Origin of the sequence: Cucumibacter marinus DSM 18995 (assembly GCF_000429865.1) — a bacterium.
GTDB classification, from domain to species: domain Bacteria; phylum Pseudomonadota; class Alphaproteobacteria; order Rhizobiales; family Devosiaceae; genus Cucumibacter; species Cucumibacter marinus.
In genome coordinates this window covers 473,724-487,481 of sequence record NZ_KE386977.1, presented here as the reverse complement: position 1 = coordinate 487,481, position 13,758 = coordinate 473,724, and the positions used below count along the sequence as shown (strand labels likewise).

Sequence of the window (13,758 nt, the reverse complement as noted above, 5' to 3'; positions counted from 1 at the left end):
GATCATGCGCCTATCGGAAAGCGATCCAAAATGCGAGCTGTAACAAGCGTCGAAGAACTGAGGCGAATGGCCAGACGGCGTGTGCCCCGTATGTTTTTCGACTACGTGGATGGCGGCTCGTGGTCCGAGAAGACGCGCTGGGAAAACAGCGCCGATTTCGGACAATTGCATCTGCGCCAGCGGGTTGCGATCGATGTCTCCGAACGCAGCACGGCCGCCCGGATGCTGGGGAACGACATTCGTATGCCGGTGGCGATCGCGCCGGCCGGCCTGACTGGCATGGTGCATGCCGATGGCGAGATCCTGGCGGCACGGGCGGCTCAGAAGTTCGGCATACCTTATACCCTGTCGACCGTTGCAATCTGCGGGCTCGAGGACCTCGCCGACAATGTCGAGGAACCGTTCTGGTTCCAGCTCTATGTGATGCGGGACCGCGAGTTTGTCGACGGGCTGATGGACCGCGCGGCGAGTGTCGGATGCCCGGTCCTGGTGGTCACTCTTGACCTGCCTCTGTCGGGCAATCGCCACAGGGATGTTCGAAACGGATTATCGTCGCCGCCGAGACCAACATTGCGAAACCTTGCCGAGCTGGTGACCAAACCCTATTGGTGCCGGGCCATGCTGGGCACGCGGCGGCGCAGCTTCGGAACGCTGGCCGGGCATATCGGCAACCTCGACGATGTGAGCGCACTGGCGAAATGGACCGACGGCCAGTTCGATCCGTCATTGAACTGGTCGGATGTGAAAAGGATCCGTGACCGCTGGAAAGGCAAGCTCATCATCAAGGGTATTCTTGACCCGGAAGATGCCTTGCGTGCCGTCGAATGCGGGGCGGATGCCATCGTGGTTTCCAATCATGGCGGCCGCCAGCTCGACGGTGCGGTGTCTTCAATATCGGCTCTCCCGGCTGTGGTGTCGGCCGTCGGCACATCGGTTGAAGTGCATGTGGATGGCGGCATCCAGTCGGGACAGGACGTTTTCAAGGCCATCGCTCTGGGGGCACAGAGTACCTATGTCGGGCGCAGCATGCTGTATGGCCTGGGTGCGATGGGTGAGCAGGGAGTGACCCGCGTGCTCGAGATCATCCACGACGGGCTACACAAGACAATGGGCCTTTGCGGCGTGGTATCGGTCGATGAGATCGGTCCTCATAATCTGGTGTTCGGGGAGGTCGAAACCCGAATCCGCCAAGCCTTGCCGGCTGCCGAATAGTTTCAGAAACGGAGTGAATTCACATGGGTGCCGTCCACATCAGGGACCTTTTCAAGAGCTATGGCGCTGTTCCGGTGCTTCACGGCATTTCGGTCGATATCCGGGATGGAGAATTCGTTGTCCTGGTGGGTCCTTCCGGATGCGGGAAATCGACCATGCTGCGTATGATTGCCGGACTTGAAGACATCACGGGCGGTGAGATCGAGATCAGTGGCCGGGTCGTCAACGACCTGCCGCCCAAGGATCGCGATATCGCCATGGTGTTTCAGTCCTACGCGCTCTATCCGCACATGACGGTTGAGCAGAATATGGGCTTCTCGCTCAAGATGATGAATGTCGAAAAGTCCGTGATGAAAGCCAGGGTGGCCGAAGTCGCCGCAACGCTCGGACTGGACGAATACCTGCACAGATACCCCAAGCAGCTTTCGGGCGGCCAGCGGCAGCGCGTGGCCATGGGCCGGGCCATCGTTCGCAATCCGGAGGTGTTTCTCTTTGACGAGCCCTTGTCGAACCTCGATGCCAAGCTGCGTGTCCAGATGCGCTCGGAAATCAAGCTCAATCATCAACGCCTCGGTACGACGACGGTCTATGTCACCCATGACCAGATCGAGGCGATGACCATGGCGGACCGGATCGTTGTCATGAACAAGGGCGTGATCGAACAGGAGGGCAGTCCCCTCGAGCTCTATGATCGACCGGCCAATCGCTTCGTTGCCGGGTTCATCGGGTCGCCTTCCATGAACATGCTCGAGGGACGGATCAAGGGCAACGAATTCATCGGGGCGGACGAGGTGGTGATCCCGCTATCTGCGGCTCCGCAGGATTCGGACGGGCGTGACGTGATCCTCGGCGTCAGGCCCGAGCATTTCCTTCTCGATCCCGAAGGCGTCGGTGCGAAGGTCAGGACTGTGGAACCCACGGGCTCGGAGACCCAGGTCGTTGCCAGTTTCGGGGGTGCGGAAATCACGGGCGCCTTTCGCGAGCGCGTTGCCGCGGCGCCGGGCGATCTCCTGCGTATCCGGCCTGAACCCTCGGCAATTCATATATTTGACAGCAAGACGGGACAGCGGCTGAGCGTCTAACCGCGCTGTCGCCCGATCACATCAAGGGCCGTCATGCACGCGGACAGCGGGTGATAGTCGGTTTTTGCAGCCGGGCTCTTCTCGTCAGAATAGCGATTGCCGGCGCGGTCAAGCACCCGGTACCAGCCGCCGTACTCGGCATCGATGAAAAACTCCTCGGCATAGCTCCACAGCCGGTCGTACCAGTCCCAGTAGTGCGTCCGGCCGGTCCGCCCGGCGAGCAAAGCCGAAGCCGCGATGGCTTCGGCAATCACCCAGTAGTAGCGATCGGTATCGAGGATACCGCGCTCGGGCGTGTAGCTATAGGCGATGCCGCCTTTATCCGCATCCCAACAGGATGCCATTGCGGTATCGAACAGCGCTTCGGCTCTTTCGAGGCGCCATTCGGCGGGCCGGTGATTATCAAGCAGAACGAGCAGCTTGGCCCATTCGATGAAATGTCCGGGGAGGTAGCCGAAGGGACGGAACAGATCTTTTGGATTGTCCTGGTTGTAGATGAAATCAGGTGTCCAGTCGGACCGGTAGTGTTCCCAGATCAGGCCCTTGGTGTGCGCAGCGAGATCGAGGCAGATGCGCTCGGCAAGAAGCGCCGCGCGATCGAGATAAATCTGATCGCCAGTGGTCTCGAACGCGAGCAGAAACGCCTCGCAAAGATGCATATTGGCATTTTGCCCGCGATACGGTTCGGGAACCGAACCGCTTCCTGCCGGTATTTCGTCTGCATACAGTCCGTGTTCGGGCTCGAACAGGCGCTCCTCGAGCACGCACCATGCCTGCTCCAGCAGAGGGCGGGCTTCCTGAATGTCCGCCCTGAGCGCTGCTGCCGCGGCAAGAACCACAAAGGCATGGCCATAGGCGTGAAGCGTCGCGTCACGCACGGTGTTCCGGTCAAGGATCCAGGCGAAGGAGCCATCTGGCTGGCGATGCCCACGATCGAGAAACTCGATGCCGTGGCGGGCGGCCCTGATCAGGTCCTGATCCCCAAGCAGTGCGCCGGCCGTGGCATAGTTGTATATGAATCGGGTGGTGCCGACGAGGTGCTTGGTCCGGCTGTCGAACACGGTTCCGTCGTCGCGCAACTGGTTGATAAACCCGCCATAGTGATGATCGATGGAGACCGGGTAGTAGAAATCGATGATCGATCTGATTTGTCCGACGAGGAAGTCCGGGGTCCGGAAACGTCCTGCGGGAAGTTGCATGGTCCGTTCTCCGTCGGTACCTCAAACAAGATCGAGTGCGATGGCCACCCAGGCCCGTGGGGCCACGGGAATGGAAAGCGCCCCGTCCATTACGGAAATTGCTTCGCCGCGGCTGCCGTCGAGTCCGGCCAGATGGGCGGATCCGATCTTCAGTTCGCCGCTTGAAAGCCGGAGTGTCCGGTTTTCGTTGTCCGGGTTGAGGAAAAACAACCTCAAAACCTGCGCTTGGCGTTCGGTGCCGGTCAGCATCAGTCCGCCGGAATCAACCCCCAGCAAGCTGCCCTTCGCGGCCCCAGCGGATTTCAGGAAATGGACCGAAGGCTCGTTGACCAGCGGAAGGATCCGTTCGATCGAGCGTGAAACCGGCTCGGCGTCATGGGCGGCAAGGTGCAGCCGGGTACGAATCGGTCCGGATTGAGTGACCTCGAAATTTGTGTCCCAGTAATTGTTGTTGAGCCAGGCGAGGAGGACCGGACCATCGCGCTTGACCTTGCCACGATGGTGTCGGCCGAAGGTGAAGCCGCCGACCTGGAACAACGCGGTATCGGGTGAACCGACAGTCATGCCGGTTTCCTCATCCTGAAGACGGATGAAGCGTTGCGTCGGAATGAAATGCTGGCTGGATCCGGGAAGCTGCTCGGCGTCGAGTTCAACGACTGCGCCGGCGGTTTCATAGTGTCCTGCCCAGTTCTCGCCCATGGCGAGTGGCAAGGGCAGATAGTAGGAATGCGGGAACGACAAGCGGTGTTTGTCGAGGGTGGTCTCGATTGAAACGGTGTCACCGCCTGCTGCGAGACGGTAGCGCACCCTTGCTGTTTCACCGGTCGAAAACCGGAAACTCTGCGTCACATCGACGAAACCCGATCGTCGGCTGACGGCGGTGTGTTCGAGACGACCGGCTTCCCGGTGTGCAGTCCAGTTCGGGTGCCAGTCCTGGTGCAGGTCGATGGAATGCTCCATCTCGTTGAAGATCACCGGGCCATAAAGACTGATCCTTTCCCGCGGTTCAGGGATTTCGAGAACCGGCACGCCGAAACCGAAATCCCACTGCGCATCGATCCGCTCGCGGCCATCGACGCGAAGGGAGAAGACGCCCCCCTTATCCGTATTGAGCTGGACCTTCACCCGTTCATTGTTCAATCGCCCTTCGGAGGCGTGGAGCTCACCTTGCGCCGGCGCAAGGTCGGCATAAGGCAGCACCGCATATCCCATCGCCGGCAAGTCGAGCTTGGCCATCATCAGATCATCGTCGCTCACATCACCGAGTTCGACGTCCTGGCGGTGCAGAATGTGGCAGGCATCCTCGAATAGCGCCGCCACGCGATCGAGCTTGTGAACGTCGATATTGTGCTTGGGCACGAGCACCGGACCGCGCACCGCGACCGGCAAGGGATTGTAGATAAGCAGGCTGCGCTCGGTTCCCTTGTGCTGTGAGGCCCGGGCGGCGAGACCATCACGGCGCAGCATGCGTGCCAGGCTGTATCCGTTGTAGGCCTGTGCCTTCTTCCAGTGAATCTGGATATCGGCCTCCTGCGAATCCGGCTTCCGGGCCGCGCGGTCGGCCGTGTAGGTGTGCTCGACATAGAGCGCCAGAGCCTCTGCGGCCTGGCGTTCCGTCGTTTCGCTGCGCTTCGGGCGTTCACCGGCCCAGGCCGAAAGTTGCTGTCCGTCACGGAGGGCCCGCTGACCCGCCAATGTGACGGCTGTCTCGCGTGCCGTGCTGCCCGACCCGAACGTCCACCAGTCCGGCCAGTCGCCGCGCTGGATTGGGATTCCGTCCAGTCCATCCTCTCGCAACCGGTCGAATGCCTCGCCCATGGAGGCAATGCGAAGCCGAACAGAACCGCCCGTTTCATTGAACCGGCGCACGTGGTCGGGCAAATCGGGGTTCGGGCGAGCATTGTCGTGAAACAGGATATTCGTTGCCTGCATGATCAGGACGGAATGCGGGTAGCCGCGCTCTTCCAGCAACTCGGCCAGACGGGGAACGGCCATTTGCGTCCTGTCCATATCGCCGGGAATACCCAGCCAGCCGCTGACCGTGACCCCGTACATCAGTCCGTTATAGACAAGGAGTTCCCGACCAGTGGGAGACTGCCATCTGAACGCCTGAGGGCGGGGCTGCACGGCGTGGCCGAAATGCTCGTTGATCGCCATCGAGAAATGCTCGATGCCGAACCCGCCGAGCACCTCGACCAGTCCCCAATTGGCGCCGTTGACATCAACATTCATGGCCGAGCGGATCGGAATGCCAGCCTCGCGCAGTTCGCGAACCGGCCGCATGGCTTCGATAAGCATGTGGTGGTCGGAAAGGTGCGCCTGGTTCCACTGCATGCCGGCAATCTCGACGGCGCCCGATTTCGCGGCGGCGACCAACCGGTCCTTTTCGGTGCTCGTCGCATGCCGCCACCAGTCGATGGCGGTGCCGCTGACCTCCACCATCCAGCGGAATGCCGAACCGTCGTCGCGGTCCGCCGTCGCCTCAACGAGGTCGAGCGCCTCGTCGAGGAACCGGCGATGCAGCTCGAGCACAACGGGCTGCGGGTGGGTGTAGCCCACATCGGTGTGGCTGTGCGGAACCAGATAAATTTCCTTGATCATTTTCTCACCGGAACTGGAGGACTGGCTCAGGCCGCGGACGGACCGAGGGAATCGGCGGTGTTGACCAGGGCCCGCATATAGCCGAGCGCGTAGGCCATGCCGGCATGCCATGGGGCACCGCAGTCGAGCTCAGGCGTGTGGTCGGGGATCATCACACCGTCGAAGCCTTCGTCGCGCAGAATGCGAACGATCTCGACCATGTCGATGTCGCCATCGTCGATGAAGGTCTCGACATAGTTTGGGACTTTGCCCCGGACGTTGCGGAAATGAATGTATCCGATGCGATCGCGCCGTGCGATCTGGCGCACGGTCTCGTAGATATCGCCCTCCGACATTTCCTGCAGGGAACCCAGACACAACTCCGCGCTGTTGGCAGTGCTGTCGACGATGGACAGCAGGCGGTCGTATTTTCGCGGCTGGTTCACAAGCCGGGCGCCACCACGCAGGCTTTCGACAGGCGGGTCGTCGGGGTGCGCCGCGAGCCGGACATTGGCTTCCTCGGCAACCGGAACCAGTTGCTCGAGGAACCAGGTCAGGCGCTCCCAGATCTCCGTGGCGGAAACACTCACGGGTTCGGCGCCGGGTACGCCGGGGCGGTAGCGCATGTTCCACAGAACACCGTCGGGCAAGGGTGTGGCCATGTCGATCTTGGATGCGTCAAAACCGACAGAGACTGCGCCTGCGCGGGACATCGGTCCGCGGGTCCAGCCCCAAACACCGGCAATCGAGAAATTGTATCCGATACAGGGAACGCCCGCGCGTCCGGCATTGCGCACGACCTGTTTCAGGTCTTCCATCTGCTGGGCTTTGCGCGGTCCGTCCAGCAGGATATCCGACCAGAAGACCGGCGGAAAATTCTCGATGGCCGCCAGCTCGAGGCCGTGGCTGCGGACGGTTTTGACGAGGTCGTCCATTTCCTCGAACGTCCAGAGCGCATCCCCGGAGCAGTCGCCCCAGCCGGCATCATCGGGACCGCGTGACAAGGTGGGATCCTTGCCGCTCATATAGCTGGCCAAATGGGCGACGATATGGGTTGCGCCGGCCTGTGCGGCGAACCTGAAATTCTGTTCGGTCAACGATTCGCGATACAGTCCCAAGCCGATTTTCATGGGCAGGCCTCACATCACGCCGGTTTTGTTGAAGATATCGCTCGTCGATTGCCCGCTCTCGATCATCTCCTGGACGTCGCGTTCGACGCCGGCCTTCTCGAGTGCCGCAGCGACAGTCGCTTCCAGGGCGTCCGCCGGGACAACAAGCACGCCGTCGACATCGGCGACGACAATGTCCCCGTCGGCGACCTTGACCCCATTGGCAAAGGTGAGATCGCAGCGGAAATCCTCGACCCTGCCCCGCGGCCGCTGGTCCTGGGCATAGGCGCCCGCCGAAAACACCGGGAACTGTCGGCGCAATATGCCCGCCGTGTCACGATGGAACCCGTCAACCACGGCTCCCGCTGCGCCCAGTTCCTGAGCGCGCGAACTCATCAACTCGCCCCAGAGCGCGTAGCTGGGGCTGCTGCCCGTGCAAAGATAGATCTCTCCGGGCCGAAGATCGTCCAGCGCGCGAAACATAAGCCCGAAGGGTTCGCCGTTCTCGTCGCCGGGCGCGATATCGGTTTCGAGCACGGTCAGGGCGCGCCCGACCAGGATATCCGGCGTGCCGACCGCGCGCAGATAGGGTGGCAGGAACTGCCGCGTGAAGCCGGCCACATCCAGGGCATCCCCGATCTGAGCCGTGGTGAGCCGCTGCCGGATGGTATCGAAAATGGTCTCGGATTGTGTCACCGGCGCCTCCGCCCGGCACCCGCGCTGCCCTGTTCATGGGCGCAACAGGTCGCTCCGCATGCACCCGGAATCATTCCGCAGATCGCCATGAATCGCACACCTCCCCCTTAATTGGCCTAGTGGCCTGATGACCCAACCTCTAAAGATTTTGAGCAAAGCCGTCAATGTGGTTCGAGCGGATCGCGTCACCCGCTTGGTGGATGCGAGTTGCGCGATCTTGGGTGCCGGGAAATGACACCCCTCAAGCGTAAGCGTCTTCGGGGCCTATCGCGGTATTGAACCAGTTGGGCAACCCGATCCGGGCGAAGCCTGAACCTTCGCAGATCCAGGCAGACTGAGACCGGTTTGCACGGGTCTGACAGCACTGCCATTCTCCATGAATTCTTGTAGGTCGTTGTGATTACTTGTGTTTTCGGGTCACGCTGATCTGCAGCCATGTCGTGCCGATGGTCCAGGCAGATGAGCCATCCGAAAGGAGCGAGAGCGCAGACCCCCTGGCGGACAATCCTGCCAGGCGACGGTTCGGGTGCTTGACGATTTGAAGTGCGGTGAGGTCTAAATCGCCGGCGGTGTCTCCGCCTCGGGCGCGTCGGGGTGGGCTGATGCCGATCAGAACGATGCATCCGCGCAGGCATGAGCGCCCGGGAAGCTCTCGACACGTCCGGCATCATGCGAAGTTGCGCGCCAAAGGGAGATCACGGGAATGAACGATCAAGTCAGGACACTTGGCTGGCGCCACGGGAATGTGAGTGTGCAGGCGCTGGGCGGCATGATCGGTCCGGCGGTGTTCATTTTGCCCGACGGCCGGCAGGTCAGCCCGTTTCACATCGCGCCGTGGTGGAACGAGGCCGAGAGTGCCGGGCTCGACGGGTTGACCCGCGGTTTGCGGGGGGAGTGGCCCTGCGTGCCGTTCGGCTATCCGATGCCGGCGGAGAGTTTCACTGATCGCTGGCAGTCCGCTATCGATCCCGACGAAGAAGCGCCGGACGTCCATGGCTACAGTTCGGGTCATGATTGGACGTTTGCAACATCTCAGGACGATGCGATCGACATGACCATCGCCTATCCGCAAGATCACGATATCGCGCGGCTTGAAAGGCGGATCGCTCCCGACCGGGAAGGTCCGGCGATTGATTTCACCCTGACCATCCATCCTCGCCGGGATTGCAACCTGCCGGTGGCGCTGCATGGCTGTTTTGCCCTGCCGACGGATCCTGGTGCGGCGCGTCTGGTCCCGGGTGAGTTCGGCTGGGGGCTCAGTTTCCCCGGCACCATCGAACCCAATGCGGCGTTGTTCAAGCCGGACGCCCGGTTCCAATCACTTGAGCAGGTTCCCGCAAGGGAGGGGGGCGATGTCGACGCCAGCCGGTTGCCGTTCGACCGTGCGGTTGAGGAACTGCTGCAGCTCAACGACATTGACGGCCGCTTCGCCCTTGAGAACAGGCATGCCGGGTACCGGATGGTGTTCACCTGGGATGCCGGGAAACTGCCCAGCACCTTGCTGTGGTATTCCAACCGGGGGCGTCAGTTTGCGCCCTGGAACGGGCGGCATGTGTGCATCGGGATCGAGCCCTGCGCGGCACCATTCGGTATTGCCCCGGGCACGGCAGCAAGGCCCAATCCCATTTCGGAGGCGGGAACACCGACCAGCGTTGCTTTCAGGGCGGGAAAACCGGTCGATATCCGCTATCGCGTCGCCGTTGAGCCGCTTTAGCAACCGGGCATTCCAGCGCAGCCATTGCCATTGCCTGCCTCGGCCATATGCCGGCTGGACGCAGGAATATTGACTTGCGCGTTCGACTGGTATCCTAGTATACGCGGCCCCGAACCATCGGAACCGGGCCAATCATGACGCCGGTTGAACGGTCGGGCAGGCGACAGGACGTAGGTCGCGCACTGCCAGCAAGAAGGAAAGAGTTTGAGCATGAGCTCCGAGAGACTGTCCGGTCTGAATGCCCTCGTCACAGCAGCAGGCAATGGCATCGGCAAGGCCGTCGCCCTGCGCTTTGCCCGGGAAGGGGCCAAGGTTGTTGCTGTCGATATCGATGGCGGCGCGCTGGACGGCCTCGGTCAGCCGGGCATCGCGCCTCTGGTCCTCGATGCGACCGATCCCGAGGCGGTTGATGCCGCCGTTCGTGCACACGGGCCGTTCGATGTGCTGGTGAACGGGGTCGGCTATGTTCATCACGGAACGGTGCTCGATTGCGGTCCCGACGAATGGCGGCGCTCCTTCGCTCTCAATGTGGACACGATGTACAACACTTTGCGTGCTGTCCTGCCGGGGATGATCGAGCGAGGCGGGGGATCGGTCATCAATATCGCGTCCGCCGCGTCCTCGCTGAAGGGCTTTCCGAACCGCGCCGCCTATGGCGCGACCAAGGCTGCTGTCATCGGGCTGACCAAGGCGGTCGCGGTTGACCACATTTCCCAGGGCGTGCGCTGCAACGCCATTTGTCCGGGAACCGTCGAGAGCCCGTCTCTCGCGGCGCGTATGAAAGAATTGGGCAGGCAGATGGGCGGAGAAGACGAGGCCCGCAAGGCGTTCGTGGCCCGCCAGCCCATGGGGCGGTTGGGAACACCCGAAGAGATCGCCGCGATGGCTGTCTACCTGGCGTCGCCAGAGGCATCGTTCACCACTGGCCAGGCCCTGATCATCGATGGCGGCATTCTCGCCTGACCTCAAACAGGAGTTCGACATGAAACTGCTTCGCCTCGGTGCGCCCGGCGCAGAACGCCCGGCCCTTCTTGATGAGACCGGGCAATACAGGGACCTGTCGGGAGTGGTGCCGGACCTTGCCGGTTCGGCCCTGGCCGATGCCGGCTGGCTCGAAGGCCTCGACATTGCTGCGCTGCCGCTTTGCTCCGCCGAAACGCGGATCGGCCCCTGTGTGGGCAGTGTGGGCAAGTTCATTTGTGTCGGCCTCAACTATTCCGATCACGCCGCGGAAACCGGTCAACCGGTGCCCGAAGAGCCCATTTTGTTCATGAAGGCCACTTCGGCGATCTCGGGGCCCTTCGATCCGGTGACGATTCCGCGTGGATCGACCAAGACCGACTGGGAAGTCGAGCTCGGGATCGTGATCGGCAAGGAAGCCCGCTATGTCAATCGCGACAAGGCGCTCGAGCACGTTTTCGGCTATTGCGTCGTTAACGATCTATCCGAGCGGGAATTCCAGATCGAACGGTCCGGGCAATGGGTGAAGGGCAAGTCGGCGGACACCTTCGGCCCCATCGGCCCGTGGCTGGTGACCCGCGACGAGGTGCCTGATCCTCAGGATCTCGACATGTTTCTTGAGGTCGACGGACATCGCTACCAGGATGGCAGCACACGCACGATGATCTTCGATGTGCCGACGCTGGTCAGCTATATCTCCCAGTTCATGTCGCTGCAGCCGGGCGACATCATCTCTACCGGCACACCTCCCGGTGTCGGCATGGGGCAGAAACCACCCGTCTATCTCCGACCTGGCCAGAAAATGCGTCTCGGGATCGCCGGGCTGGGCGAACAGCGCCAGACCAGCCAGGAATACACGGATGCCCGGTGAGCGATCGGGTGACGCCGATCCGTTTCCGCCGGAGCTTGATGCCTTTGTCGGCGGCATCGAGGGTGCGGGGCACCGACCCGGTTCTGTCTCTGCAAAGCGCCTGACCGGGGGCGTCTCTTCCGAAATATGGAAAGTGACCACCGATGTCGGAACCCTATGCGTGAAACGTGCCCTGCCGCGGCTCAAGGTGGCGGAAGTCTGGGAAGCGCCGGTCGAGCGCAACCGATATGAAGCGCGGTGGTATTCAGTTGCCAACGCCATCGTGCCCGGCTGCGCCCCGCAGGTCCTGGCCGAGGACGACAAGATCGGCGCTTTCGCGATGTCATATTTCGCAACGGACGACCATCCGGTGTGGAAGGCCGAGCTCATGTCGGGCCGCATCGACCCAACGAGCGCAGCCGCGGTAGGACGGATCATCGGCAGGCTTCATGCCGGCACCGCCAACTCGTCATGGATCGCCAGCCGTTTCGATACCGATGCCCTGTTTGAGGCGCTGCGGCTGTCTCCCTACCTTCGGTTCATGACCGAGCAGCACCCGGATCTCGCTGCGCCGCTCAGCACCCTGGCCGACGGTACGGCGGCCACGCATATGGCGCTGGTTCACGGCGATCTGAGTCCCAAGAACATCCTCATCGGACCGGATGGGCCGGTCATTCTCGATGCGGAATGCGCATGGTACGGGGACCCGGCCTTCGACCCGGCATTCTGCCTTACGCATCTGATGCTCAAGGGCTTGTGGCGTCGCCAACAGGCGCAGGACTACCGAAATTGCTTCGAGGCGTTCTGGGGCGGCTATCTCGCGCAGGTCGACTGGGAAGATGCTGCCTCCATCGCCGGACGCGCAGCGGCGCTGCTGCCGGCGATCGTTCTGGCCCGTGTCGATGGAAAATCACCCGTGGAATACCTCGATCCATCGAGCGATGCCGAATATGTGCGGACGTTTTGCAAACCCCGCATTGCGACGGTTGAACACGACCCGCTCCGGATCGCGGCGGATTGGTATGGAGGACTGGCGTGACATCGAAGATCGCTTCCGTGAATGCGCGACAGGTCTGGGACAGCCGCGGGCGGCCGACCGTTGAAGTCGAGATCGGCTTGACGACAGGTCATACGGGCAGGGCTATGGCGCCTGCCGGTGCGTCCCGGGGCATCAACGAGGCGACGGATCTGCGCGACGGCGGTACCCGGTTCGGCGGCTATGGGGTGGATCGGGCCCTTGAAGGCATTCGTGCCGAGATTGCCCCTCTTCTCAATGGCATGTCTATCGAAGATCAATCAGCCATCGATGCGGCACTGATCGAGTGCGACGGGACAACAGACAAGTCGCGTCTTGGCGGCAATGCGATGATCGCCACCTCGCTGGCCTGCCTGTGGGCGGCCGCGGCCGATGCCGGCGAACCGCTATGGCGATATCTGGCGCACGGCCGGGATGTGGCCTTGCCGCTGCCGGAAATCCAGATCTTCGGCGGCGGCGCGCACGCGGCCGCGCGGATCGACATTCAGGATTTCATGGTCATCGCGAACGGTGCCTCGCAGTTCGACGAAGCGCTGGCGATGACCGCAGAGGTCTATGCCGCTGCGGGGCGCCTGATGGACGAGCGGGGTGCGCTTTCCGGCGTCGCTGATGAAGGCGGGTTTTGGCCGAATTTTGAAAGCAATGAAGCTGCGCTCGACATGTTGGTAAGAGCGATCGAGTCCGCGGGGCTGAGGCCGGGAGAAGATGTTTCGATCTCGGTCGATGTGGCGGCCTCAGAATTCTGTGCAGATGGCATCTATCGCCTGGCGGTCGATGAACGCGCGCTCAATACCGGCGAGATGATCGAGCTCCTCGGACGCTGGATCGAACGTTATCCGATCATATCGGTCGAGGACCCGCTGTCGGAAACCGACGAGGCCGGTCTCATCGCCTTCACCGAACGGTTTGGCGGCAAAGTCCAGGTGATCGGCGACGACTATCTGGTGACCAATGCCGAGCGTGTGCGCAGGGCCCAGCAGCGGGGTGCCTGCAATGCCGTGCTCGTGAAACCCAATCAGGCCGGCACGGTGAGCGAGACGCGGGCCGCGCTGCAGGCGGCCCATGATGGCGGCTGGGATGCCGTCGTGTCGGCACGTTCAGGGGAAACCGAGGATGTGAGTATCGTGCATCTGGCCGTCGGGTGGGGTGCCGGTCAGCTCAAGGTCGGCAGTTTCGCGCGCTCAGAGCGCATGGCGAAATGGAATGAGGGCCTGCGCATCGCCGACCAGCTCGGGGGTGGTCAAATGGCCGGATCCCGTCGATTTGGCTGGCTGCGCGGCTGACGCCCGCTCGGCGCTGAATAATTTCACTCGAAAGCCT

Annotated in this window: 11 protein-coding genes; 7 read left to right on the top strand and 4 right to left on the bottom strand. The window is 62.2% G+C overall.

Annotated elements, in window-relative coordinates:
* Positions 1 to 30 precede the first annotated feature (30 nt).
* Both G489_RS0113115 and G489_RS0113110 read left to right on the top strand, forming a co-directional pair.
* Positions 31 to 1,212 (top strand): alpha-hydroxy acid oxidase, encoded by a 1,182-nt coding sequence (locus G489_RS0113115; RefSeq protein ID WP_029041924.1) that lies wholly within the window; start codon positions 31 to 33, stop codon positions 1,210 to 1,212.
* A 23-nt stretch (positions 1,213 to 1,235) separates the two neighbouring features.
* Entirely contained in the window at positions 1,236 to 2,294 is a 1,059-nt protein-coding gene (locus tag G489_RS0113110) for an ABC transporter ATP-binding protein (RefSeq protein ID WP_029041923.1), read from the top strand.
* Here G489_RS0113110 and G489_RS0113105 read toward each other — a convergent pair.
* From G489_RS0113105 to G489_RS0113090, 4 genes are read right to left on the bottom strand one after another with little or no spacing between them, the layout of a single operon-like run.
* On the bottom strand, positions 2,291 to 3,493 hold the full coding sequence (locus G489_RS0113105; RefSeq protein ID WP_029041922.1) for an AGE family epimerase/isomerase: 1,203 nt from the start codon (positions 3,491 to 3,493) through the stop codon (positions 2,291 to 2,293). The genes G489_RS0113110 and G489_RS0113105 overlap by 4 nt on opposite strands.
* Positions 3,494 to 3,514: 21 nt before the next feature.
* Positions 3,515 to 6,094 (bottom strand): glycoside hydrolase family 38 N-terminal domain-containing protein, encoded by a 2,580-nt coding sequence (locus G489_RS0113100; protein ID WP_029041921.1) that lies wholly within the window; start codon positions 6,092 to 6,094, stop codon positions 3,515 to 3,517.
* Between the two features lie 26 nt (positions 6,095 to 6,120).
* Positions 6,121 to 7,203, bottom strand: a complete 1,083-nt coding sequence (locus G489_RS0113095) for a mannonate dehydratase (RefSeq protein WP_029041920.1) — start codon at positions 7,201 to 7,203, stop codon at positions 6,121 to 6,123.
* Between the two features lie 9 nt (positions 7,204 to 7,212).
* Entirely contained in the window at positions 7,213 to 7,878 is a 666-nt protein-coding gene (locus G489_RS0113090) for an RraA family protein (RefSeq protein ID WP_029041919.1), read from the bottom strand.
* A 703-nt stretch (positions 7,879 to 8,581) separates the two neighbouring features.
* On the opposite strand from G489_RS0113090, the gene G489_RS0113085 reads away from it, so the two are divergent.
* The 5 genes from G489_RS0113085 to eno all read left to right on the top strand — a co-directional run bounded on the left by G489_RS0113085 (position 8,582) and on the right by eno (position 13,721).
* Positions 8,582 to 9,592, top strand: coding sequence for a hypothetical protein (locus tag G489_RS0113085; RefSeq protein WP_035872587.1), 1,011 nt, complete (start codon positions 8,582 to 8,584; stop codon positions 9,590 to 9,592).
* Between the two features lie 210 nt (positions 9,593 to 9,802).
* Positions 9,803 to 10,555: an SDR family oxidoreductase gene (locus G489_RS0113080; protein ID WP_155889394.1), complete on the top strand. Its 753-nt coding sequence runs from the start codon at positions 9,803 to 9,805 to the stop codon at positions 10,553 to 10,555.
* A 19-nt stretch (positions 10,556 to 10,574) separates the two neighbouring features.
* Positions 10,575 to 11,423 (top strand): fumarylacetoacetate hydrolase family protein, encoded by an 849-nt coding sequence (locus G489_RS0113075; RefSeq protein ID WP_029041916.1) that lies wholly within the window; start codon positions 10,575 to 10,577, stop codon positions 11,421 to 11,423.
* Positions 11,413 to 12,441, top strand: a complete 1,029-nt coding sequence (locus tag G489_RS20505) for a phosphotransferase (protein WP_051332610.1) — start codon at positions 11,413 to 11,415, stop codon at positions 12,439 to 12,441. The genes G489_RS0113075 and G489_RS20505 overlap by 11 nt, the downstream gene beginning before the upstream one ends.
* Positions 12,438 to 13,721 carry a phosphopyruvate hydratase gene (eno, locus tag G489_RS0113065; protein ID WP_051332609.1) on the top strand — a complete coding sequence of 428 codons (1,284 nt, stop codon included), beginning with the start codon at positions 12,438 to 12,440 and terminating at the stop codon, positions 13,719 to 13,721. The genes G489_RS20505 and eno overlap by 4 nt, the downstream gene beginning before the upstream one ends.
* Positions 13,722 to 13,758 lie beyond the last annotated feature (37 nt).

Excerpts from the sequence above, each read along its gene's own strand:
- G489_RS0113115 (WP_029041924.1), top strand. The coding sequence starts at position 31 with ATGCGAGCTGTAACAAGCGTCGAAGAACTGAGGCGAATGGCCAGACGG.
- G489_RS0113110 (WP_029041923.1), top strand. The coding sequence starts at position 1,236 with ATGGGTGCCGTCCACATCAGGGACCTTTTCAAGAGCTATGGCGCTGTT.
- G489_RS0113105 (WP_029041922.1), bottom strand. The coding sequence starts at position 3,493 with ATGCAACTTCCCGCAGGACGTTTCCGGACCCCGGACTTCCTCGTCGGA.
- G489_RS0113100 (WP_029041921.1), bottom strand. The coding sequence starts at position 6,094 with ATGATCAAGGAAATTTATCTGGTTCCGCACAGCCACACCGATGTGGGC.
- G489_RS0113095 (WP_029041920.1), bottom strand. The coding sequence starts at position 7,203 with ATGAAAATCGGCTTGGGACTGTATCGCGAATCGTTGACCGAACAGAAT.
- G489_RS0113085 (WP_035872587.1), top strand. The coding sequence starts at position 8,582 with ATGAACGATCAAGTCAGGACACTTGGCTGGCGCCACGGGAATGTGAGT.
- G489_RS0113080 (WP_155889394.1), top strand. The coding sequence starts at position 9,803 with ATGAGCTCCGAGAGACTGTCCGGTCTGAATGCCCTCGTCACAGCAGCA.
- G489_RS0113075 (WP_029041916.1), top strand. The coding sequence starts at position 10,575 with ATGAAACTGCTTCGCCTCGGTGCGCCCGGCGCAGAACGCCCGGCCCTT.
- G489_RS20505 (WP_051332610.1), top strand. The coding sequence starts at position 11,413 with ATGCCCGGTGAGCGATCGGGTGACGCCGATCCGTTTCCGCCGGAGCTT.